At 73.6% G+C, this 20,421-nt stretch carries 18 protein-coding genes; 12 read left to right on the forward strand and 6 right to left on the reverse strand.

Annotated features, from left to right (window positions below; translation table 11 throughout):
• Window positions 1-308: 308 nt before the first annotated feature.
• The 3 genes from WMF33_RS14055 to WMF33_RS14065 form a co-directional block, all read right to left on the reverse strand.
• Window positions 309-2,027: a carbamoyltransferase family protein gene (locus WMF33_RS14055; protein WP_437337616.1), complete on the reverse strand. Its 1,719-nt coding sequence runs from the start codon at window positions 2,025-2,027 to the stop codon at window positions 309-311.
• Window positions 2,028-2,179: 152 nt separating this feature from the next.
• Window positions 2,180-3,397 carry a molybdopterin molybdotransferase MoeA gene (locus tag WMF33_RS14060; protein WP_437337617.1) on the reverse strand — a complete coding sequence of 406 codons (1,218 nt, stop codon included), beginning with the start codon at window positions 3,395-3,397 and terminating at the stop codon, window positions 2,180-2,182.
• Window positions 3,394-3,942, reverse strand: a complete 549-nt coding sequence (locus WMF33_RS14065) for a MogA/MoaB family molybdenum cofactor biosynthesis protein (RefSeq protein WP_437337618.1) — start codon at window positions 3,940-3,942, stop codon at window positions 3,394-3,396. The genes WMF33_RS14060 and WMF33_RS14065 overlap by 4 nt, the downstream gene beginning before the upstream one ends.
• A gap of 300 nt (window positions 3,943-4,242) precedes the next feature.
• Here WMF33_RS14065 and WMF33_RS14070 point away from each other — a divergent pair, with 300 nt between their 5' ends.
• The 8 genes from WMF33_RS14070 to rodA all read left to right on the forward strand — a co-directional run bounded on the left by WMF33_RS14070 (window position 4,243) and on the right by rodA (window position 12,787).
• Window positions 4,243-5,211: a prolipoprotein diacylglyceryl transferase gene (locus WMF33_RS14070; RefSeq protein ID WP_437337619.1), complete on the forward strand. Its 969-nt coding sequence runs from the start codon at window positions 4,243-4,245 to the stop codon at window positions 5,209-5,211.
• 531 nt (window positions 5,212-5,742) lie between these two features.
• Window positions 5,743-6,666, forward strand: coding sequence for an RNA recognition motif domain-containing protein (locus tag WMF33_RS14075; RefSeq protein WP_437337620.1), 924 nt, complete (start codon window positions 5,743-5,745; stop codon window positions 6,664-6,666).
• A gap of 193 nt (window positions 6,667-6,859) precedes the next feature.
• A complete protein-coding gene (rpmG, locus tag WMF33_RS14080; protein ID WP_012235039.1) occupies window positions 6,860-7,021 on the forward strand; it encodes a 50S ribosomal protein L33 in 162 nt (53 codons plus the stop codon).
• 119 nt (window positions 7,022-7,140) lie between these two features.
• On the forward strand, window positions 7,141-8,175 hold the full coding sequence (locus WMF33_RS14085; protein ID WP_020734872.1) for a rod shape-determining protein: 1,035 nt from the start codon (window positions 7,141-7,143) through the stop codon (window positions 8,173-8,175).
• A 140-nt stretch (window positions 8,176-8,315) separates the two neighbouring features.
• Window positions 8,316-9,173 carry a rod shape-determining protein MreC gene (gene mreC, locus WMF33_RS14090; protein ID WP_148313566.1) on the forward strand — a complete coding sequence of 286 codons (858 nt, stop codon included), beginning with the start codon at window positions 8,316-8,318 and terminating at the stop codon, window positions 9,171-9,173.
• 4 nt (window positions 9,174-9,177) lie between these two features.
• Entirely contained in the window at window positions 9,178-9,702 is a 525-nt protein-coding gene (locus WMF33_RS14095; RefSeq protein WP_020734874.1) for a hypothetical protein, read from the forward strand.
• Window positions 9,699-11,654 (forward strand): penicillin-binding protein 2, encoded by a 1,956-nt coding sequence (gene mrdA, locus WMF33_RS14100; RefSeq protein WP_437337621.1) that lies wholly within the window; start codon window positions 9,699-9,701, stop codon window positions 11,652-11,654. The genes WMF33_RS14095 and mrdA overlap by 4 nt, the downstream gene beginning before the upstream one ends.
• Entirely contained in the window at window positions 11,651-12,787 is a 1,137-nt protein-coding gene (rodA, locus tag WMF33_RS14105; protein WP_437337622.1) for a rod shape-determining protein RodA, read from the forward strand. Before mrdA ends, rodA begins: the two co-directional genes overlap by 4 nt.
• A 33-nt stretch (window positions 12,788-12,820) precedes the next feature.
• On the opposite strand, the gene WMF33_RS14110 is transcribed toward rodA, so the two are convergent.
• The 3 genes from WMF33_RS14110 to WMF33_RS14120 all read right to left on the reverse strand — a co-directional run bounded on the left by WMF33_RS14110 (window position 12,821) and on the right by WMF33_RS14120 (window position 16,036).
• On the reverse strand, window positions 12,821-14,122 hold the full coding sequence (locus WMF33_RS14110) for a GTP-binding protein (protein WP_437337623.1): 1,302 nt from the start codon (window positions 14,120-14,122) through the stop codon (window positions 12,821-12,823).
• Between the two features lie 111 nt (window positions 14,123-14,233).
• Window positions 14,234-14,938 carry a PA14 domain-containing protein gene (locus tag WMF33_RS14115; RefSeq protein ID WP_437337624.1) on the reverse strand — a complete coding sequence of 235 codons (705 nt, stop codon included), beginning with the start codon at window positions 14,936-14,938 and terminating at the stop codon, window positions 14,234-14,236.
• Window positions 14,939-15,031: 93 nt separating this feature from the next.
• Window positions 15,032-16,036 (reverse strand): rhomboid family intramembrane serine protease, encoded by a 1,005-nt coding sequence (locus WMF33_RS14120; RefSeq protein WP_437337625.1) that lies wholly within the window; start codon window positions 16,034-16,036, stop codon window positions 15,032-15,034.
• A 372-nt stretch (window positions 16,037-16,408) separates the two neighbouring features.
• Between WMF33_RS14120 and WMF33_RS14125 the strand changes: the two genes are divergently transcribed.
• From WMF33_RS14125 to WMF33_RS14140, 4 genes are all read left to right on the forward strand, one after another.
• Window positions 16,409-17,047 (forward strand): RNA polymerase sigma factor, encoded by a 639-nt coding sequence (locus WMF33_RS14125; protein ID WP_437337626.1) that lies wholly within the window; start codon window positions 16,409-16,411, stop codon window positions 17,045-17,047.
• Entirely contained in the window at window positions 17,044-17,922 is an 879-nt protein-coding gene (locus tag WMF33_RS14130) for a hypothetical protein (protein ID WP_437337627.1), read from the forward strand. Before WMF33_RS14125 ends, WMF33_RS14130 begins: the two co-directional genes overlap by 4 nt.
• Complete coding sequence (locus WMF33_RS14135; RefSeq protein ID WP_437337628.1) at window positions 17,922-18,524, forward strand: hypothetical protein; 603 nt, start codon at window positions 17,922-17,924, stop codon at window positions 18,522-18,524. The genes WMF33_RS14130 and WMF33_RS14135 overlap by 1 nt, the downstream gene beginning before the upstream one ends.
• An 83-nt stretch (window positions 18,525-18,607) precedes the next feature.
• Window positions 18,608-20,386 carry a J domain-containing protein gene (locus WMF33_RS14140; protein WP_437337629.1) on the forward strand — a complete coding sequence of 593 codons (1,779 nt, stop codon included), beginning with the start codon at window positions 18,608-18,610 and terminating at the stop codon, window positions 20,384-20,386.
• Window positions 20,387-20,421 lie beyond the last annotated feature (35 nt).

Consider the following 20,421-nt stretch of genomic DNA (forward strand, 5'->3'; position numbering starts at 1 on the left):
GACCCTTACGCAGGAGGGGCCGCGAGCGCGTGCTGCGCCGTAGGCCCGTGGGGTACCCGGTCCGCGCGCGCGTTGCGCGGCGGGCCGGCATCATGATCGAGGCTGGGCTTCCAAGCACCTCCGGTCGCTGGAGCCGCCTGCTCCGGCATTCCGTCGAGGTGGGCATCGCGCCCGCCGTCCCGTTCTTCCACATGCCGGGGACGCCCATTTGCCGTCCCCTCGCTCCACGTCAACCAGGAACTTTCGCCTGAGATTTCCCGGCCGCTTCCCGCGCTCTTTTGACGGGCCGCCGGGCTGTGCAGCTCCGGCTAGGGGGTCTGCGCGCGCTCGACGTAGGCCTGCTCGAGGACGAGCGCGTCCATCTTCGTCCGGAGGAAGCAGTCGAGCGCCTCCTTGGGGGTGCAAACGATCGGCTCGCTCGCGTTGAACGAGGTGTTCAGGAGGACCGGCGTGCCGGTCAGCCGGCCGAACTCGAGGAGGAGCGCGTGGTAGCGCGGGTTGTCCTTGGCGGTGACCGTCTGGGGGCGGCCCGTGCCGTCGACGTGGGTCACGGCGGGGATCTCGTCGCGGCGCTCCGGCTTGACCTTGTAGACCATGACCATGAACGGGTCCGGCGAGGTCTGCTCGAAGTAGTCGCCGACGCGCTCGAGCGGGAGCGCCGGCGCGAACGGGCGGAACATCTCGCGGCGCTTGATCCGCTCGTTCATGAGGTCCTTCACGTCCGGCCGCCGCGGGTCGCAGAGGATGCTGCGGTTGCCGAGCGCGCGGGGGCCGTACTCCATCCGCCCCTGGAACCAGCCGACCACCTTGCCCTCGCTGATCGCCCTGGCGACGCGGGGGATCAGGTCCTCGTCGGGGAGCGTCTCGAACGCGACCTGCTCCTTCCGGAGCAGCTCGTCGATCGCCTCCTGCGAGAACGCGGGGCCGAAGTAGCTGTGGGTCTGGTGGAAGGCGCGCGGGTTGCCGAGCTTGTGGTGGTGGACGTAGAGCGCCGCCCCGAGCGCCGTGCCCGCGTCGCCGGCCGCGGGCTGGACGAAGACGTCATCGAACAGCCCCTTCGGCCGGATCTTCCCTGCGGCCACGCTGTTGTACGCGCAGCCGCCCGCGAGGGCGAGGCGCGGCGAGCCGGTGAGGTGCTTCGCGGTCGCGAGCAGCTCGAAGTAGACCTCCTCGAACGCCGCCTGCGTCGAGGCGGCGACCGCCTTGAAGCGGTCCTCCATCCCGCTCTTCGGGCTGCGCGCGGGGCCGAGCAGCTCGACGAGGCGCTCGGCGTGGATGGTGCCGTAGCGGGGCTCGCCCTCCCACGTCATGGAGATGCCCTTCGTGTGGTGCTGGAAGTACTCGAGCCCGAGCTCGAACGCCCCGTCCTTGACGCGCACCACCTGGCGGAGCTTGTCGAGCAGCTCCGGCTGGCCGTAGGCCGACAGCCCCATGACCTTGTACTCGTCGCCGAACTTGGGGAAGCCGAGGTACTGCGTCATGGCCGAGTAGAACAGCCCGAGCGAGTGGGGGAAGCCGACGCGCCGGAGGATCTCCAGCTTGTTGCCGCGGCCGCGCGCCCACATCGTGCTCACGAAGTCGCCGAAGCCGTCGATCGAGACGACCGCCGCCTCGTCGAAGCCCGAGGGGAAGAACGCGGAGGCGAGGTGCGCGCGGTGGTGCTCGACGTTGTGCGACTCGGCGCGGATGCGCTTCGGGTCGACGCCGAGCGCGGCGCCGAGGTGCACCTTCGGGGCGCTCGCGCCGAGCGCGCCCTTGAGGAGCCCCGCCGGCGAGCGCCGGGTCAGCGCGTAGAGGAGCTTGTCGCCGAGGTGCGCCCGCGTGTCGCGCCCGATCGCGATGTGATCGATGTCCTCGACGCGCGCGCCGGCGGCGCCGAGGCAGTACTCGACCGCGAGCCGCGGGAAGCCGGCGCAGTGCTTGATCCTGCTGAACCGCTCCTCCTCCGCCGCGGCGACGAGCTGGCCGTCGACGAGCAGCGCGGCCGACGCGTCGCCGTGATAGGCGTTGATCCCGAGGATGAGCATGTTTCGGCCATCTTCCGGCGCCCCCGCGCGAGGGTCAAGGCGCGCCCGGCGCGCGGGCGCGCTGGGGTCAAGGCGCGCCCGGCGCGCGGGCGCGCGGGGCAAAGACGGCCGCCGCGCGCCATGCGAAGGCGCGTTCGCAGGAAGGCGCGCGGTCAGATCTCGGCGAGGCGGATGGCCTCGAGGCGATCGCCCTCGTCGATGCGCTCCCGATCGGCCGCCACGAGGACGAGCGCCTCGGCCTCGGCGAAGCTCGTGACCGCGCCCGAGGCCTGGTTCGAGGCGATGCGCGCGACGAGCTCGCCGCCCGAGATCTCGAGGCGCGCGCGGAGGAACTCGGCGCGCCCGGTCTGGCGCCGCAGCGCGCCGGCCGCGCGGACGATCACGCGCGGCGGCAGCGGCGCGGCGTCTCCCTGGAGCGCGCGCAGGAGCGGCACGCCGAAGAGGACGAACGTGAGCGAGGCGGAGGCCGGGTTGCCCGGCAGCCCGATCACGTGCACGGCGCCGCCGCGCGAGAGCTCGGCGCGCCCCACGGCGAGCGGCTTGCCCGGCTTGATGGCGACGCGCCAGAAGTCGAGCGTCACACCCGCGGCCTCGAGGGCGGGGCGGACCACGTCGTGGTCGCCGACGCTCACGCCCCCGACGGTCACCACGAGATCCGAGCCGCGCAGCGCCGTGGATACGGCCTCGGCGGCGCGGGCCGCGTCGTCGGGGACGAACGGCGCGATGCGGACCGCGGCGCCCGCGGCGCGCGCGGTCGCGGCGATGAAGTAGCTGTTCGACTCCGCGACGGTGCCGGCGGGGCCGGGCGAGCCGGGCCCGCGCAGCTCGTCGCCGGAGCACAGCACCGTGACCACGGGGCGGCGCGCGACGAGGACGCTCGGGCGGTCGAGCGCCGCCGCGAGCGCCACCTTCCCCGGCGCAAGGCGCGCGCCCCTCCGCAGCGCGACGGCGCCCGCCGCGAGATCCGCGCCCCGGCGCCGCACCCAGGCGCCGGCGCGCGGCGCCTCTCGCAGGGTGATCTCGTCGCTGCTCCGCGCCGCGTCCTCCTGCGGCACGATCGCGTCGGAGCCGGGCGGCAGCCGCGCGCCGGTGAAGATCCGGCACGCGGTGCCCGGCGTGAGCGTCGGCAGCGGGCGGCCGGCCGCGCTCTCGCCGCGCACGGGGAGCGTCCAGGGCCCGCTGCCCGCGAGCTCGGCCGAGGCGACCGCGTAGCCGTCCATCGAGCTGTAATCGAAGGCGGGCATCGCGTCGGCCGCCGCGATGTCCTCGGCGAGCACGCGCCCGGCCGCGTCGTCGAGCGACACCCGCTCCGGGCCGACCGGGACCGCGGCCGAGAGCAGCCGCGCGAGCGCTTCTTCGAAGGGGATCATCCGCGCTGCTCCTCGTCGCGCGCGCCGTCCTTCGCCGGCTGCGCGTGCCGGTGGTGGTGGCCGCCCTTGCCGGACGCGAGCGCGACAGCGTGCGCGAGCACGGGGCCGATGAGCCGCGTGACGGCGAGCTCCACCGCCTTCGGGCTGCCGGGCAGCGCGATCACCACGAGCCCGCGCACGACGCCCGCGGCGGCGCGCGAGAGGATGGCGTTCGGCCCGATGGCGTCCCAGCTCAGCCGCCGGAACGCCTCGCCGAAGCCGTCGAGCGTCTTCTCGAAGAGCGGCGCGAGCGCCTCGACGGTCCGGTCGCGCGGCGCGATCCCGGTCCCGCCCGTCGTGACGATCGCGTCGGCGGAGCCCGCGCCCGCGATCTGCTCGATCGCCGCGCGCAGCAGCTCGGGCTCCTCGCGCACGACGGCGTGTGACGTCACGGTGAAGCCGGCGTTCTTGAGGAGCTCGCCGAGGAGATGTCCGCCCTCGTCGTCCTCGAGGGTGCGGGTGTCACTGAGCGTCAGCGTGGCGACACGCACGGGGGAGCGGCTCATGCGGCAGATCTACGCCTCTCGCCGGCGAATGGCGACCTCTTGGTGACGCCGGCGCGATCGTCGCGGGGCTCCGCGCGAACGCGGCGGCCGCCCGGGCGCGGGCGGCGCTCGGGCCTCGTGCCTGCCCGCGCCGCGCCTCATGTCCGCCCGCGCCGCGCCTGCTGTCCGCCCGCGCCGCCGGCCGCCGTCCCATCGGGCATCGGCCCTGAAGGCCGCGGGCGCGCGCGACGTCGCCCGGCGCCATCGTGATGTCGTTGACGTTGGATGGCTTTCGCATCGCCGCTGCGCTAGGGGAGCGGCGTGTCCGGCCCTCTGATCCCTTACATCGAGCTCCCCGAGATCCCGCTCTCGTTCCTGGAGCACATCCCGCTCGTGGGCCAGCTGATCGATCCGGCGAAGCCGCCCTCGATCAAGCCCTTCGGCACGCTGGTGGCGCTCGGCGTCTACATCGGCGCCGTGGTCGCCACGCGGCACGCGCGCGAGCGGAAGCTGGACGAGAAGAAGATGAGCGAGTTCATCTTCTGGGTCGTGGCGGCCGGCTTCATCGGCGGGCACGTCTTCGACGCGATCTTCTACCACCCGCAGCGCGTCGCCCGTGACCCGCTCTACCTCTTCGCGCTCTGGGACGGCCTGTCGAGCTTCGGCGGCTTCACCGGCGCGCTGATCGGCGCCGCCTCGTGGCGCTTTTACCGCCGCGAGAGGATCCTGCCCTACTGCGAGGTGGTCAACAGCGCGTTTCCGCTCGCGTGGGTCTTCGGGCGCGCCGGCTGTGCGTCGGTCCACGATCATCCGGGCCGCCTCTCCGACGCGTGGTTCGCGGTCAAGTACCCGCTCGGGACCGGCGTCGTCGGCCGGTTCGATCTCGGCCTCTACGAGTGCGTGCTCACGATCCCGCTCGCGATCGCGTTCGCGGTGCTCTGGCGCCGGAACCCTCATCGCCCGCTCGGGTTCTATACCGGGGTCATGTGCACCGCGTATGCGCCGGTGCGGTTCGGCCTCGACTTCCTGCGCGAGCGGGAGGGGACGCTCGTCGGCGGCGATCCGCGCTACGGCGGCCTCACCCCCGCGCAGTGGGCCTGCTTCGGTCTGCTCGCGCTGGGCCTTTATTTCCTGCGCATGGCGGCGCGCGGCGAGCCGTCGAGCGCCGGGGTGGGCCCGCTCGACGGCGCCCCGCGCGTCGCGGACGACGACGCGTCCGACGACGAAGACGACGACGAGGGCGATGAAGCCGAGGAGCCCCGCCCCTCCCGCGCTCGGGCGGGCCGGTAATCCTCCGGGCGGGCCGGCGCGGCGCCCGCGTGGATCCCCGGGATTTCCGGAGGCATGCGCACCACCTTGGGGTCGTGTCGGACAGATCCGCGCCGCGCGACGCCCTCGCGATCCGGCCGGCGCCGGACTCGGCGGCTCCCGGGCGCTGCGCTTCCTGACGGCGGTCCGGCGCCGCCTGCCTCGGCCGGCGCCGCCTGCCTCGGACACAGCGCGGGCGGCGCCGCCTTCCAGGTCCGCCGGCGCTGCGCCTTTCGCGCCGGGGGGTCAGGACGGCTCCGTACGGGCTTCTTTTGGCTCGCTCGCCCGTGGCGGGTCCCTTGACGCGCCTGGGGCGCTAGATATCGTGGGGTGGAGTTTGCACCAGAGGGTCGGCCCGCCGACCTTCGCTCGATTGAGCTCGGTTGCCCCTTCCGCCGAAAGGGGGGGTCGATCGAGGCGCGCTCGCGAAAGGCTCCGCATCATCGACATCGATCACGGAGCGAGTGGACCAAATAAGAGGGAACGCAGGGGCCAACCCCAGGTTTTTCTACAATGGCTGAAGATTCGCGTAAGTTGTTCGTGGCGGGCTTGCCCGACTCCATCACCGAAGACGTTTTGCGGCAGCTCTTCGAGGCCACCGGCGGCAACGTCGTCGAGGTCAGTCTTCCGAAAGATCGCGCGACAGGTCGTCCGCGCGGGTTCGGCTTCGTCACGCTCTCGACGACCGGCGAAGCCAACGCCGCGCGCGAGTCGCTCGACGGGTCCTTTCAGGGCGGCAAGTCCATCTCGGTCCGCCCCTTCCAGGCCGAGCCGCCGCGCCGCGAGGGGGGGCGCCCGATGGGCGGCCCCGGCGGCGGTCCCGGTGGTGGCCCAGGCGGCGGTGGCGGCGGCATGGGCGGCGGCCCGGCCGCGGCGCCCGATCGGACCCTCTACGTCGGCAATCTCCCCTATGACGCGAGCGTCGAGGAGGTCGAGGGGCTGATCGGCTCGACGGGCGCGGGGCCGGTGGTGCGGGTCCACCTGCCCATGGATCCCGACGGTCGCAAGCGCGGGTTCGGCTTCGTGACGATGGCCAGCGCCGAGGCGGCGCGCGCTGCGATCGATGCGCTGCGCGGCGTGGACGTCCGCGGTCGGCGGCTCGTCGTCAACCTCGCTCACCCGAAGGGCGAGCGGCCCGCGCGCGAGGAGCGCCCCGGCGGCTTCGGCGGCGGCGGCGGCGGCTTCGGCGGCGGTGGTGGCGGCTTCGCCGGCGGCGGCGGCGGCTTCGCCGGCGGCGGCGGCGGCGGCGGCGGCTTCGGCGGCGGGCCTCCGCCGCCCGCGCGCAAGACGTTCGACGATCGCCGGCGGCGCGGCGGTCACGACGGCGACGGCCCTCCCGGCGGCGGTGGCGGTGGTGGCGGCGGCGGTGGCGGCCGTCGCGCCAACAACAAGAACTGGGATCGCGGCCGCACTGGGGACGACTGGGACGACGAATGAGCTCTCCCGGTTGACAACTGCACCGTTTCCCGTAGGGTAGGCGCCCTCCAGACGGGCGGTCGGGCGTCGCTGACCCCGCTCACGCCCCCCTGGTGCCCTGCCGGTTGCGGTGTCAGCGCCCCCGTGCTGCCCGTGCCTAGGTTCAACCAGGGCCGCCTGTGACACAGGTCGGCCCTGTCTTCGGAGACCTCCGATGCGCGACATCATCAAGCTGACGTGCGGCAACTGCGGCCGCGCGAACTACCACACGACGAAGAACAAGCGGACGATGACGGACAAGTTCGTCATCAAGAAGTTCTGCCCGACCGAGCGCAAGCACACCGAGCACAAAGAAGGCAAGATCTCGAAGGGCTAGGCCAGGCTGCACGCTGCGCAGCTGGCCGTTGCCGCCGGGGCCCGCGCACGCGGGCCTCGGGTCAGGCTCTGCGCCCTCGCGGTGCTCGGCTTAACCTTGTTCATTGTTAGGGCGAAGCGATGATCTTCGACTGGCTCTACGGCCTGTTCTCGAACGATCTCGCGATCGACCTCGGCACCGCCACCACCCTCATCTACGTGAAGGGCAAGGGGATCGTGTCCTGCGAGCCCTCGGTGGTCGCCGTCCAGCGCGATGCTCGCGGCGGCAAGAAGGTGCTCGCCGTCGGCCGCGAGGCGAAGGAGATGCTCGGGCGCACCCCCGGCAACATCCAGGCGGTGAGGCCGCTGCGCGACGGCGTCATCGCCGACTTCGAGATCACCGAGGCGATGCTCCGGTATTTCATCGCGCGCGCTCACAACCGCCGCACGCTGGTCAAGCCGCGCATCATCATCTGCGTCCCGTTCGGCATCACCGAGGTCGAGAAGCGCGCGGTGAAGGAGAGCGCCGAGGGCGCCGGCGCGCGCGAGGTCTTCCTGATCGAGGAGCCGATGGCGGCGGCGATCGGCGCCGGGCTGCCGATCACCGAGCCGAGCGGCAACATGGTCGTCGACATCGGCGGCGGCACGACCGAGGTCGCCGTCATCTCCCTCGCCGGCATCGTCTACTCGCAGAGCGTGCGCGTCGGCGGCGACAAGATGGACGAGTCGATCATGGCCTACATGAAGCGCAAGTACAACATGGCCATCGGCGAGCAGACCGCGGAGCGCATCAAGATCACGATCGGCAACGCGTACCCGCTCGAGCAGCAGCTGACGATGGAGGTCAAGGGGCGCGACATGGTCGCGGGCATCCCCAAGACGGTCGTCGTCAACTCCGACGAGATCCGCGACTCGCTGAGCGAGCCGACGAACGCCATCGTGGACGCCGTGCTCATCGCGCTGGAGCGCACGCCGCCGGAGCTCGCGGCCGACATCGTCGACAAGGGCATCGTGCTCACCGGCGGCGGCTCGCTCCTCAAGAACCTCGACGTGCTCCTCCGCGAGGAGACGGGGCTGCCCGTGATGGTGTGCGACGACCCCATCAGCGCCGTGGTGCTCGGCAGCGGCAAGGCGCTGGATCACCTCGAGCTCTTGAAAGAGGTCACGATCAGCTGAAGGTTGGTCTCACGCCCCGCCCGTGAGCTTGCCGGCGGGGCTCTCTTGCGGCGCGCGCCCCGAGGCGGCGCGCGCCGCGCGCGGCGACGACAGGGGTGGCCTCGCGGGGCGCCCCGTACTACCTGGGTCCGGGAGCCACGGTGAACCTGAAACGCTACCGCGACTTCGTGATCGTGCTGCTGGCGCTCGCGGTGCCGTTCTGGTTCCTGCGCGCCAGCATGCGCGACCCCAAGCAGAACACGGGGGCCGACCGGATCATCATCAGCATCGCGGCGCCGATCCAGTACGCGGCCGCGACCCTGGCGCGCGGCATCTCGAACCTCTGGGGCGACTACATCTACCTGGTCGACGTCAAGGAGGACAACGCCAGGCAGGCCTCGCAGATCGCCCGCCTCCGCGAGCGGGTGCGGAAGCTCGAGGCGCTCGAGGAGGAGAACCGGCGCCTGCGCCGGCTGCTCGACCTGCGTCAGAGCCTCCGCACCGACGTCGTGAGCGCCCAGGTCGTCGGCAAGAGCACCAACGATTTCTTCCGCGTGGTGCGGGTCACGCTCGATCGCGAGGCGCGGGACATCGGCTCGAACCTGCCGGTCCTCTCGGCGGACGGCGTGGTCGGCACGACGCTGAAGAGCGCCGGCGACACCGTCGACGTGCGGCTCGTCGTCGACGGGGGCAGCGGCGTCGACGTGGTCGTCGAGCGCACCGGCGCGCGCGGATTCGTCCGCGGCACGGGCGACGAGAGCAAGTACTCCTGCAGCGTGGAGTACGTGCAGCGCACCGACGAGATCGAGGTCGGCGATCTCCTCGTGACGAGCGGCGTCGGCCGGCGCTTCCCGAAGGGGATCCCGGTCGGGACCGTCACGCAGGTGATCCGCCGCGATTTCGGCATCTACCAGCAGGTCTACGTCGCCCCGGCCGTCGATTTCTCCCGGCTGGAGGAGGTGCTCATCGTGACGACGACGCCTCCGGAGGAGGCGCCGCCGCAGGCGCAGCGGAGGTGACGCGATGAGAAACTCCGCGTTCCTGGCGATGGGGGCCGCCCTGCTGATCGTTCAGTCGAACCTCTTCCGGCTCATCGGCAAGCTGAACATCCCGGGCTCCACGCCGAGCCTGCTCCTGCCGCTCGTCGTGTTCATGGGGGTGCACGAGTACTCGATCGCGCGCGGCGCGGCGCTCGCGTTCCTGCTCGGCTACCTGCTCGATCTCTTCACCGGCGCGCCCGTCGGCCTGTTCACCTTCATCACCGTGGCGACCTTCGTCGTGTCGCGGGCGGCCGGCGTGCGGCTCGCCGCGCAGACGCTGCTCACGAAGATCGCGCTGGCCTTCGTCTTCGGGCTCGTCGAGGGGGTGCTCATCGTGATCCTCACCGCCATCTTCGGGGGCGACGCGGCGCGCCCCCGCGCGCTCGCCTTGCTCGTCGCGCCGCACGCGGTCTCGACCGCGCTCTTCGCGCCGTTCGTCTTCCGGCTGGCCGAGCGCGTGCACCAGGCGACGATCAACGTCCCGCGGCCGGGGGAGAGCCCGCGGTGAGCCTCCTCGTCCAGCGCTCCGACGTGAGCGAGTTCCGCCGGCGCTTCCGGTGGATCGCGCTCGGCATGGTCGTCGGCTTCATGGTGCTCGTCAGCCGCCTCTTCTACCTCCAGATCCTCGAGGCCGACGAGAACAAGGCGATCGCCCGCGAGAACATCGTGCGGCGGGTGACGCTCGCGACCACGCGCGGCATCATCCGCGACAAGAACGGCAAGGTGCTCGCGGCGAGCCGGCCCTCGTACAACGTGTACGTCGTCCCGCGGCGCCTCGACATGGAGACGACCTGGCCGAAGCTCGTCGAGTACCTCGGCGTCGGCATCGAGGAGCGGGCGCGGCTCGAGGCGCTCATCACCTCGATCCGCGCCGACGACGGCCCGCGCAAGAACCAGCAGATCCTGCTGAAGGAGGACATCTCGCGCGACGCCGTGGCGACGCTGGCCACGCACGACGCCGAGCTGCCAGGGGTCGACGTGGTGCCGGTCCCGGTGCGCTACTACCCCTACGAGGAGGTCGGCTCGCACGTGCTCGGCTACATGGCCGAGGTGGACGCCGAGCGGCTCGCGTCGCTCCGGAGCGTCGGCTACATCGAGGGCGACCGCATCGGCGTCACCGGGATCGAGCGCGCCTGGGAGAGCTACCTCCGCGGCACGCGCGGCTGGGAGAAGGTGCTCGTCGACGCGAAGGGGCGGCGCCGGACGGGCGGCGACGGGATCATCGAGGAGCCGCGGCGGGTCGACCCGATCCCCGGGCGCGACCTCCGGCTGACGCTCGACGCCGACATCCAGAAGGCGATCGACAAGGCGATGCGCGGGGAGCTCGCCGGCGGCGTCGCGGTCGTCGACGTGCGCACCGGGAGGATCCTCGGGCTCTACTCGAAGCCCGGCTACAACCCGAACGCGCTCTCGGGCGGCTCGGGCAAGCAGGTCATCCGCGACGCCTTCCGGCGGCTCTACTCGGATCCGCTGAAGCCCGCCCTCGACAAGACGCTCTCTGGCGCGTACCCGCCCGGCTCCACCTTCAAGCCGTTCACCGCGCTGGCGGCGCTCGAGAAGGGGCTCATCGATCCCCGGCAGTCCACGCGGTGCCGTGGCGCGCTGACGTTCGGCAAGCGCACCTTCCGGTGCACGCACGTGCACGGGCCGGTGGCGATGCAGAAGGCGATCGCCGAGTCGTGCAACGTCTACTTCTACAAGCTCGCGGCGGAGTACGGCGTCGGCATGGACGTCATCGCCGAGATGGGCCAGCGCTACGGGCTCGGCGCGCGGACGGGGCTCGGCATCAACGCCGAGGCGGGCGGCAGGATGCCGACCCGGGCGTGGATGACGCTCCGGAACAAGGGCCAGTTCCGCCTCGGCTTCGGCCTGAACGCGGCGATCGGCCAGGGCGCGACGACGGTGACCGTGCTCCAGCTCGCGCTCGCGTACGCGGCGCTCGCGAACGGCGGCACGCTCTACCAGCCGCAGATCGTGCGGGCCGTCGAGACGAGCGCCGGCACGGTCGTGCAGGAGTTCACGCCGCGCGTGCGCCGCCAGATCGACATCCGGCCGGAGAACCTCACCCTCGTGCACCGGGCGATGGTCGCCGGCGTGAACGAGGAGGGCGGCACGGCCTTCAAGGCGCGCGTCGCCGGCGTCGAGATGGCGGGCAAGACCGGGACCGCGCAGGTCTCGCACCGGCTCACGCGCGGCGTCGAGGCCGAGCGGGTCTGGTATTTCAACCGCGAGCACGCCTGGTTCGCCGGCTACGCGCCGGCGCGCGCGCCCGAGGTGGCCGTGGTCGTGCTGGTCGAGCACGGCGGCACCGGCGGCAAGCACGCGGCGCCGGTCGCCTTCGAGGTCGTCCGCGCCTACCAGGAGCTCGCGAAGGAGCGGCGCGGCGGCCCGAACGAGGGGCCGCGCGCGGGCAAGAGCAGCGCGGGCCGCGCGCCCGCCGCGTCGGGGCGCACGCCATGATCCGGGGCGACTCTCTCTCCGCTCGCGATCGCGACCACTTCGACTGGCCGCTGTTCATCGCCGCGGTCTCCATCGCGGTGCTGGGCGTCGTCAACCTCTACAGCGCCACGAGCGTCTACTCCGGGGCGCGCGCGGAGCTCTACATCAGCCAGGTCTACTGGCTGTTCATGGGCGGCATCATCGGCGGCGTCCTGATCGCGATCGACTACCGGCACCTGGAGCGCCTCGGCTACGTGCTCTACACGTTCGGCGTCTTCTCGCTGGCGCTCGTCTTCGTGCTCGCGCGCGACGTGCGCGGCTCCGCGCGGTGGATCGAGTTCGGCGCGTTCCGCTTCCAGCCCAGCGAGTTCATGAAGGTGTTCCTGGTCATCGCGCTGGCGAAGTTCCTGCACGACGACCCGCGCAACGAGGGCCGCACCCTGCGCGATCTGGCGATCCCGGCGGCGCTGACCGCGGTCCCGGCGCTGCTCGTGCTGAAGCAGCCCGATCTCGGGACGGCGCTCATCCTCGTGTTCGTCTTCCTGACGATCGCGGCGGTCACGCGCGTGCGGTGGAGGAGCGCCGCGCTGTTCGTCGTGTCCATCCTCGTGGCGGTGCCGATCGTCTGGGAGTACGTGCTGCTCGACTACCAGCGCGCGCGCGTCCTCGTGTTCCTCCACCCCGAGGAGGACCTCCTGCACCGCGGCTGGCACGCCCACCACTCGCGGGTCGCGATCGGCAACGGCGGGCTGTTCGGCAACGGGTACCTCCGGGGCACCCAGAACCAGTTCCTCTTCCTGCCGGATCAGTTCACCGACTTCCCGTTCCCGGTCTTCGCCGAGGAGTGGGGGTTCGTCGGGTGCGTGGTGCTCGTGTGCCTCTACGCGTTCCTGGTCGTGTGGGGGATCCGCATCGCGTCGATGGCGAAGGATCGGTTCGGCGCGGTGCTCGGCGTCGGCTGCGCGGCGATCATCTTCTGGCACGCGGTGATCAACCTCGGCATGACGTCGGGCGTGCTGCCGGTCGTCGGCGTCACGCTGCCCCTGTTCTCGTACGGCGGCTCGAGCGTGACCACGGTGATGGTCGCGATCGCGCTGCTCATGAGCGTGTCGATGCGCCGCTACTCCGGCGTCGCCTCGCTCGATCGGCTGTGACGGCGGCGGGGCCGCCCGCGCGCCGCCGCCGCGTCAGATCGCGCTCTCCGCGAGCCGCGCCTCGACCACGAACGCGAACGCCTTGAGCGCGTCGCGCTCGGTGACCTCGCCGCCGGTCTGCGCCCTCCGCAGCGCGGCGCGGAAGCCGAGGTAGCGGCGCCCGTCCAGGCCGAGCAGCGCCGGCACCGCCGCCGGGTCGCGCGGCGCGTCGGTCGCGCCCGCGAGCTCCGCCGCCTTGGCGAGGATCCCCGCGACGAGCGCGCCGCAGCGATCGAGCGCCACGGCGTACCGCTCGGCGGCGATCGCCGCCTCGATCTCCGCGACCGCCTCGCGCTCGGCGGTCGGCCACAGCGCGACGAACGACAGGCCCGGCTGGGCGAGGTGCCTCGTCGCCGCGGACGGCCCGTCCGCGCGGGCCGTCGCCGGGGCCTCCGCCGACGCGGCGAGCCGCCGGGCGGCGAGCCGCAGCGACGACGGGATCCCGCGGCTCACCGGATCCCGGACGCCGGCGCTGCGCGGCGCGGCGCCGGCGCTCGGCGGGGCGGCCGCGCCGGGGGCGGCCTCGCCCTCGCTCGGGTCGCCGATCGTCGAGTTCGGGGGCATCGTCGACCACGGCCTGCTGGGCGGAGCGAGCCGCGAGATCACCGCGTCGAGCGGCGCCGACGGCGGCGGCGACGCGTCGCGCAGGGCGGTGACGAGCCCGCCCTCGATCGCATCGAACCCGCCGAGCCCGCTCCCCATCGCGTCGGGCAGGCGGCTCTCGAAGGCGCGCAGCACCGTGGCGCTGATCTCCTCGAGCCCCTCGTAGAGCCCGAGCCCCGTCTTCGCCGAGGTGGCCAGCGAGGCGGCGCGGAACGGGTTCAACATCGCGTCGAGCTCCTCCAGGGGGAGGAGGTCCGGCAGATCGCGCTTGTTGTGCTGGAAGACGAGCGGGACATGCTGCAGCTCCCGCCCCTGCTCGGCCAGGTTCTCGCGCAGGTTCTCGAGGCTCTCCACGTTCGCGTCGGCGCGGACGGCCTGCGAGTCGCTGACGAACACGATGCCGTCGGCGCCCGTGAGCACCAGCTTCCGGGTCGCGTTGAAGTAGACCTGCCCGGGCACCGTGAAGAGCTGGAGCCGCACGTTCATCCCGCGCAGCTGCGGGAGCCGTACCGGCAGGAAGTCGAAGTAGAGCGTCCGGTCGACCGGCGTCGCGAGCGAGACGAGCTTGCCGCGGTACTCGGGCTTCGCCGTGGCGTGCAGGTACTCCAGGGTGGTCGTCTTGCCGCCCAGGCCGGGGCCGTAATAGACGATCTTGAAGACCAGCTCGCGCGACAGTGGGTTCACCGACGCCATGGGCGGCGGCGACGATACACGAAAAGGGGATCGAGGGCGCCGGGGCGTGCGCGGGCGCGCTTCAGGGCGGCCCTGGCCGGGCCCCGGCTGGCCGGCCGGCGCGGCCCCGCGTCATCGGACCCCGACGAGCGGCTCGAGCTTGTCCTTCTGGCCGATCTGCAGCATGAGCGCGACCTGGCCCCGCTGCGCCTGGAAGTAGTCGAGCCGCAGCCGGTGCGTCCCCTCGGCGAGCCGCGCCTCGCCGTCCGCGGTCTTCGCGCTGTGGACACCGTCGTTGGCGAGCACGCGCTTGTCGTCGATGTAGAGGATGGCGCCGTCGTCCGAGGTGAGCCGGAGCTGGTACAAGCCCTCCTCGGGCACCTTGAACTCGCCCTCGAAGCGGATCGCGAACCACTCGTTCTGCGCGAGCGCGCCCGGGAAGCCGCCGGAGAAGTCCTGCGACTTCACCTCGAACTTGTCGGTGTACAGGACCGCGAACGGCACGAGCCCGTCGAAGCTCGGGAGCTTCTGGCTCTTCTCGGGGATCACGTACGCGAGCCCCCGGAAGGCGCCGCCCTCGCCGTTGCCGAACGCGATCGGGGCGGTGATGCGCGGGGCGCCCTGCGTGGGCAGGCGCCACTTCGCGGTCTTGCGGCGCGCCGGCTCCGGATCGGGCTTGGCCGGCTTGCGCGACCGGGAGGCCGTCTTGGCGGGGGGAGGGGGGGGTGGCGGCGACGTCTCTGCCGGCTTGCTGCCGCTCTGGATGGTGACATGGCAGCCGCAGAGGAGGGACGCGGCGAGCACGCACGAGGCGATGCGCGATGAGGTTCGGACCATGACGTCTCCTGAGAGGGGACGGACGGTCGCGCCCGCCCCCACGTGAATGCGACGATGGCGCTTAGACGTTCGGGCAGGGCGCGGCAATCAGCGTCACGCCTCGTCCGGAGCGCCCGACGCGGGCGACCCCGCCGACCGCGGCCGCGGGGCCCGGAGCGCTCCCCGCGGCCGCGCCCCGGGCGCGTCGCCCTCCTCGCGCCCTGGCGCCTCGAGCTGCGAGAGCCCGTCGATCGGCGCCGCGGCACGCCAGAGCGGCGAGCGCTGGGCGAGCCCGAGCGCGGCGAGGCAGGCGAGCACGCCGGCGAGCGCGCCGGCGTTCATCACGCCCTCGAGCCTCCGCCGCGTCGGGCCCGCGTAGCTCAGCCCGAGCAGCGCGCCGCTGACCAGGCCCCCGATGTGCGCCGCGTTGTTGATGCGGATGCCCGTGTTCGACGCGTTCACGACGAAGCCGAAGAGGACGATGTAGAACACGGCCTGGAGCGCGAGGTCCTTCCAGCGCGGGTCGCGGCGACGGAGCAGCCAGCCGAGCAGGAGGCCCATCACGCCGAACACCGCGCCGCTCGCGCCCGCCGTGCACACGACCTCGGGCTGCACGAAGACGTTCCAGGCTGCGCTCGCGGCGAAGCCGACCAGGCCCGTGACGACGTAGGCGATCGCGAACCGCGCCGAGCCGACGGCGGGCTCCGCGGCGCGGGCGAGCATGACCAGCGTCATCATGTTCATCCCGAAGTGGAGGACGCCCATGTGGACGAACACCGCGGAGAGCAGGCGGAACGGCTCGAACGGGGCGCCGGGCTCGATGAGGAGCGCGCCGAAGCGGAGATAGTTCGACCTGTCCCACGCCGAGAGCAGGCCGAGATCCCGGGAATGCGCGGCGACGAGCTGCCCGACGAACACGAACGACGTGAGCGCGCCGAGGATCTTGGTCGCCAGCAGGCCCCGCCCGTCGAGGAGCCCCCGCGCCGGCGGGGCGTGGACGGCGGGCGCGAGCAGCGGCGCGCCGCAGCGGATGCAGCGGCTGAAGTCGCTCCCGTTGAGGGCGCCGCAGCGCGCGCAGTGGAGCGAGCGCCGCCGCTCGCCGGACGGCCCCGCCGTCACAGGCCGGTCCCGACCCGCCGCCCGACCCGGAGGCGTGCGCGAGACCTGAACGTTGTATCGAGGGTCACGAGGGCTCCTTTCACGGCGGACGCTCCGCGCCGAGGCCGGCACGGTCGGGCGCGCCGCGCCGAGGCCGGCACAATGTGGAGTCTTCGGGCCGTAAGGTCCACGCCTTTGGGCCGTTGTCGAGGTGTGAATGCGGCACCCCTCCCGCGCTCGGCCCCCGCCGCCGCGTGGCGCCCGCGCGGCGGCGCGGGGAGCCGGCCCGGCGGCGCGCCCGCGCTCCTCCTCGGGCGGGGGGCGCTCCGTCCCGCCGCGGGCGCAAGGTGGACACCGGTGCGGACCGCTCCACGTCCGGGTATCGTCGCCGTCGTGACCGCGGCGGCAGCAGCGAGGCCCGATCTCGAGGCGGAGCGCCTGCAGTGCGAGCGCGCGGCGCAGGGCGATCGCGCCGCGCTCGGCCAGCTGCTCCGCAAGTACGGCCCCTCGCTCTACCGCGCGGTGCTGCTGCCCCGCCTCGGCTCCGACGCGGCCGCGCAGGACGCTCTGGCCGAGACGTACGCGCGCGTGGTCGAGCGGTTCTCCCAGTTCCAGTGGCAGAGCTGCGGCATCTACCCGTGGCTCCGCGTGATCGCGCTGCGCATCGCGCTCGACATGCTCCGCGCGCGCCGCCGCGAGGCGCTCTTCGAGCCGGAGGATCTGCAGCGCGAGATCGACGCCGCCGAGACGGATCTCACCGCCCGCGGCGAGGTCGAGCTCTGCGAGAAGCGCGACCTCGCCGACGCGCGGGCGCGGGTCGAGGACGCGCTCGGGCGCCTCAACCCGCGCTACGCCGAGGCGATCCGGCTCCGGGTGCTCGAGGAGCGGCCCCGCGACGAGGTGGCCCTCGCGCTCGGCGTCAGCGTGGCGACGTTCGACGTCGTCCTGCACCGCGCCATGACCGCGCTGAAGAAGGCGCTCGCCGCGGGGGTTGCCGCGCCGCGCGCGGCGCTTAAGGAAGGGGCGCGATGAAGCCGCGGCTGCCCTCGGATCCGCGCCCCCCGCAGAGCGGAGACGGGCCCGCCGAGCGCCGCGGCGGCCCGGATCGCGGCCGTCGGCTCGCGCTCGTCGCGCCCGAGGCGGCGCCGCGCGCGCCCGAGGCGGAGCCGCTCGCGCCCGCGTCCGAGGACGAGCTACGCGCCGCGCGCGATCTCGCGGAGGCGCTCGATCGCGGCGAGGTCCCGCTCGCGGCGGCCCTCCGGGCCGCGGCCCGGCCCGTCGGGCTCGACCGGGCGGACCACGAGGCGCTGCTCGCGCGCGCGCTCGGTGACGAGGGCGCGCCGCCGACCAAGGCCGAGCTGCGCGCCGCGGAGCGCCTGCGCCAGGCGCTCGATCCAGGCGCCGCCGGCGGCGCCGGCATCGAGCGGGGCGGCAGCTCCCGCGAGCTCGCCTCGCCCGGCGAGCAAGACGAGCTCGCGGAGCTCGCCGTCGCGCTCCGGGCCGCGTGGCGCCCGGCGCCCCTCGCGGAGCTCCGGAACCGCGCGCTCGTCGAGGCGGCCCTCCGCGCCGCGCCCGCGCCCGCGCCTCGCGCCCGACGCATCGCGCCGGTCACGATGGCGGCGCTCTCGACCCTCGCCGCGGCGGCGGCCGCCGCGGCGCTGATCTTCGGCCAGCTCCGGGAAGAGCGCGCCTCGGTGGCGCGCGCGCCCGGGGCGGCGGCCGCGCCGGTCGGGGCGGCGGCCGCGCCTCGGCTCCCGCTCATCGAGGCGCGATCGACCGCCGCGCTCTTCGATCCGGCCGCGCCGTTCCCGAGGGAGGGCGGCCAGACCGAGCGGATCGATCGCATCGCCGCCGCGCGCGCATCGGATCTGCGCCAGAACCGCTATGCGGCGTGGGGGGTGCGCTGATGCGGAGCGCGCGCCTCGCCGCCGCCTGCCTGGGGCTCCTCACGGCGGCGCACCTCGGGTGCGCCCGAGACGACGACCCGGCGCGCGCCGGCGCGGCCCCGGATGATCCGGCGTGCGCGTGCGCCCCGGCGCAGATCGTCGATCCCACGCTCCTCGCCTTCCTCTCCAGGGCGCGCGCAGCGCACCACGCCGCCGACGTGTCGCTCGGCGCGGGCGATCGCGCCGCCGCGATCCGCGCCCTCGAGGGGATCATCGCCGCGCCGCGGCCGCCCGGCGCGCCGCCGGAGGTCGCCGAGGTGACCGCGGACACCTACGCCCGGCTGGCGGAGCTCCGGAGCGAGGCCGGCGACTTCGACGCCGCGGCGCGCGACGTCGACGCGGGCCTCAAGCTGGCGCCGGCGCCCTCTCATTACGAGGGCCACCTCTACGAGGTCGCGGGCGTGGTCGAGGAGCGCCGCGCGAAGGCGCTCGACGAGAAGGGGGAGCGCGAGGCGGCGGCGCAGGCCCGCGCGCGGGCGGTCGGCCTGCTGGAGCGGGCGATCTCGATCCAGGATCACGTTATCACCGAGGCCCTGAAGGGCGCCCAGGAAAACCCGCGCTGAAGCGCGCGACCGCCGTGGTCTCCAATTGCGACGGGCGAGCGTTCCTCGTTAGACTCGACCGGAGGGGGCCGCTGCCCGACGCGATGACGCTCCGTGTACCAAGGCCGAAACCCGGGTACGATGTCAAATCGCTCCCGCTGAAACCCGCAGACGCGTTCCTCCTGTCGCGGATCGACGGCGTCCTGACCGATCGGGATCTGTCCCTGATCACGGGCATGTCGCACGGCGACACCGTCGATGCGCTGCGCCGCCTCCGCGATTTCGGCGCGATCCTCCTGGACGGCGAGTCGGGCCCGCCTCCGCAGCGGGGCGCGGCCGACGGTGCGCGGCGCGGGGTGGACACGGAGCGGCCGATGGCGTCCGGCGGCGAGCCGTTCCCGCTCGGCCGCGACGCGCTCCAGCAGGCGGACTCCCCGCCGCTCTACGATCCTGCCGAGCTCGACGAGCCGGTCGAGCTCGCCCCGGAGCGGAAGCGGCGGATCCTCGACCTCTACTATCGGCTCGAGGATCTCAGCCATTACGCGCTGCTCGGCGTCGCGGATCAGGCGGACAAGAAGCAGATCAAGAGCGCCTATTACCAGCTCGCGCCGGAGTTCCATCCGGACACATACTTCCGCAAGCAGCTCGGCTCGTACAAGCAGAAGATCGAGGCCATCTTCACGCGCATCACGCTGGCGCACGACACGCTGACGTCGAAGCAGCGGCGCGCCGAGTACGACGCGTACCTCGAGCAGACCCACAAGAACCGGGCGATGGCGGCGCTGATCGAGCAGACGCCCCGCGACATCGCCACGATCACCACCGCCGTCGACGCCTCGGTGCGCGCCGCGTTCGCCGAACCGCGCGACCTGGTCGGATCGCCTGGGCGTTACTCCTCCGAGCGCACCCCCGCGGAGCAGGCCCCCGCCGCGGCGTTCGCCCGGGCAGCGGCGCCGGCGCAGCCGTCCCCCGAGGCGATCGCGCCGGACCGCGCGGGCGCGTCGGCGCGGAGCGCGGCGGCGATCGCGCCGGACCCCGGGGGCGCGCCGGCGCGGAGCGCGGCGGCGACCACGCCCGTCGCGCCCGCGCCCAGCGCGAAGGATCGGCGCGAGATGTTCGCGCGCAAGCTCACCGGGGGCCTGCGGCGCGGTCCGGCGGGCGCGCCCGCCGCGGCGTCTGCGGCGGCGTCTGCGGCGGCGGTCACGGCGCCCGCCGCGGCGGTGGCCATGGCGCCTGCCGCGGGGGCGGTGTCGAGGCCCCCGGGCGGCGTCCGCTCGCCCGAGTCGATGCGGGCCGTCGATGCGCTCAAGGCGCGCTACGATTCCGCCCGGAACGAGGCCGTCCGCAACCAGATCGCGCGGTACTCCGAGGCGGCCCGGGCCGCGCTCGAGCGGAACGACTACGCGAGCGCGGCCAACGCGTACCGGATCGCCGCGTCGCTCGCGCCAGAGGACGCCGCGCTCCAGAAGGCGTCGGCCGACGTCCAGCGCCTCGCGGCGGTGACGCTGGCCGACGGTTACCTCAAGCAGGCCCAGTACGAGGCACAGAACGGGCGCTGGGTCGAGGCGGCGCTGAGCTATGCGAAGGTGTGCAACGGTCGCCCCGACGACGCCAGCGCGCACGAGCGGGTCGCCTATGCGACGCTCCAGGCCGGGGAGAACACGCGGCGGGCGGTGGAGTTCGCGCGGCGGGCCGTGGAGCTCGTGCCCTCGTCGGTGGAATACCGGCTGACGCTCGCGCTCTCGTACGCGGCCGCGGGGCTCGCGAAGAGCGCGAACGGCGAGTTCGACCGGGCTGCCGAGCTCGCGGGGAACGACGCCAGGCTGCGGGGCCTCATCGCCCAGACGCGCGACCAGGCCAAGAGGTACGGGAAGCAAGTCTAGCGCCGCCGGGCGCCGCCGGGCTGGGTCGGGCCGGC

It is taken from the genome of Sorangium sp. So ce394 (assembly GCF_051474665.1).
Lineage (GTDB): Bacteria > Myxococcota_A > Polyangia > Polyangiales > Polyangiaceae > Sorangium > Sorangium cellulosum_D.

Coding starts and splice junctions, on each gene's coding strand:
- WMF33_RS14055 (WP_437337616.1), bottom strand. CDS start 2,027: ATGCTCATCCTCGGGATCAACGCCTATCACGGCGACGCGTCGGCCGCG.
- WMF33_RS14060 (WP_437337617.1), bottom strand. CDS start 3,397: ATGATCCCCTTCGAAGAAGCGCTCGCGCGGCTGCTCTCGGCCGCGGTC.
- WMF33_RS14065 (WP_437337618.1), bottom strand. CDS start 3,942: ATGAGCCGCTCCCCCGTGCGTGTCGCCACGCTGACGCTCAGTGACACC.
- WMF33_RS14075 (WP_437337620.1), top strand. CDS start 5,743: ATGGCTGAAGATTCGCGTAAGTTGTTCGTGGCGGGCTTGCCCGACTCC.
- rpmG (WP_012235039.1), top strand. CDS start 6,860: ATGCGCGACATCATCAAGCTGACGTGCGGCAACTGCGGCCGCGCGAAC.
- WMF33_RS14085 (WP_020734872.1), top strand. CDS start 7,141: ATGATCTTCGACTGGCTCTACGGCCTGTTCTCGAACGATCTCGCGATC.
- WMF33_RS14095 (WP_020734874.1), top strand. CDS start 9,178: ATGAGAAACTCCGCGTTCCTGGCGATGGGGGCCGCCCTGCTGATCGTT.
- rodA (WP_437337622.1), top strand. CDS start 11,651: ATGATCCGGGGCGACTCTCTCTCCGCTCGCGATCGCGACCACTTCGAC.
- WMF33_RS14110 (WP_437337623.1), bottom strand. CDS start 14,122: ATGGCGTCGGTGAACCCACTGTCGCGCGAGCTGGTCTTCAAGATCGTC.
- WMF33_RS14115 (WP_437337624.1), bottom strand. CDS start 14,938: ATGGTCCGAACCTCATCGCGCATCGCCTCGTGCGTGCTCGCCGCGTCC.
- WMF33_RS14130 (WP_437337627.1), top strand. CDS start 17,044: ATGAAGCCGCGGCTGCCCTCGGATCCGCGCCCCCCGCAGAGCGGAGAC.
- WMF33_RS14135 (WP_437337628.1), top strand. CDS start 17,922: ATGCGGAGCGCGCGCCTCGCCGCCGCCTGCCTGGGGCTCCTCACGGCG.
- WMF33_RS14140 (WP_437337629.1), top strand. CDS start 18,608: ATGACGCTCCGTGTACCAAGGCCGAAACCCGGGTACGATGTCAAATCG.